Origin of the sequence: Agathobacter ruminis (assembly GCF_002735305.1) — a bacterium.
Classification (GTDB): Bacteria; Bacillota; Clostridia; order Lachnospirales; family Lachnospiraceae; genus Roseburia; species Roseburia ruminis.
In genome coordinates this window covers 1-1,020 of the sequence record NZ_PDYG01000124.1, presented here as the reverse complement: position 1 = coordinate 1,020, position 1,020 = coordinate 1, and the positions used below count along the sequence as shown (strand labels likewise).

Sequence of the window (1,020 nt, the reverse complement as noted above, 5' to 3'; positions counted from 1 at the left end):
TATTTCATATGCAAATCTCTGCGCATCCTCGCGGAGCGTTTATCTCAGTCGGAGATTGTACCCCGACTGAGACAAGTTTGTTATAACCCCCACCTTCGCTTAGAGGAAGGGGTCTTATCCGACTGAGATAAATTATCCGGCAGCTGTCCGTCATGTGCTTTCCATGCGCATTCCGTAATCGCGAAGTCACTAAACACTGCGCGGAAGCTGGAATCTTCCGGACTGCAGGCATAGATACCAAAGCGGATAGGACCGGCACCTTCCCACATATGACAGACACGCATCTGAGAAAAATGCCTGCCATCCTTGGAACACTCGATGCAATAATCATCTTCTCTGCGGCTTAGGCGATACCACATGGTCTTCACATCCGCTGCAATCTCTGTTGTCGCCCAGTCCGAATAACCATGATTTGTCACCACGGATCCAAGATGCTGGAAATACTCATTCTCATACTCTACCGAAGCCTTCAGCCAGTTCTCACTGTCCAGATACATCACAATCCCGCACTGATCGAATCGATGATGACTTCCGGAAAAATCAGTTTTTACAACAAAAGAAAAATACTTCTCCTCCGTCTCCATCTGAAGAACCGGTGCATTATCATTCCGAAAATGATAATAGGTTCTCTGCCACAAATCCGTGCCGGGCTCAGTGGTAATCTCGATTTGACCCTTTCCTATGGTATAATCCGCGGGTTCTCTCGTCCATGTCAGTTTATCTAAATCCATGCTCGTTACCTCCCTTTGTTACTCATCCTAGCACACCATTAGTAGCTGGGCAATGCGGAAGATGGGTTGCGGTCGTCCGGTGGACGACCCTCGCGTAGCGAGGAGCAACGACCGTGCCACGACATCCGGTGGATGTCGGTTTTGGCACGACCGTAGTGAAACGTAGACCGGCAGGCGAGATTGAACCGCTTGCGAAGCAAGCTAGCTACAAGTCCCCTTCCACATTACAAATTGCGGAAGATGGGGTGAGGCGGATATAGAAAAAGGTCCGGTGGACCGTTTTCCCGCC

At 49.8% G+C, this 1,020-nt stretch carries 1 protein-coding gene; it reads right to left on the bottom strand.

Features of this window, described 5'->3' with window-relative positions; all coding sequences use genetic code 11:
- Positions 1 to 80: 80 nt before the first annotated feature.
- Positions 81 to 731 (bottom strand): DUF1349 domain-containing protein, encoded by a 651-nt coding sequence (locus tag CSX02_RS11710; RefSeq protein ID WP_099386804.1) that lies wholly within the window; start codon positions 729 to 731, stop codon positions 81 to 83.
- Between the last annotated feature and the right edge of the window lie 289 nt (positions 732 to 1,020).

Bases quoted from the DNA above. Each gene is read 5' to 3' on its own strand.
- CSX02_RS11710 (WP_099386804.1), bottom strand. From the start codon at position 731: ATGGATTTAGATAAACTGACATGGACGAGAGAACCCGCGGATTATACC.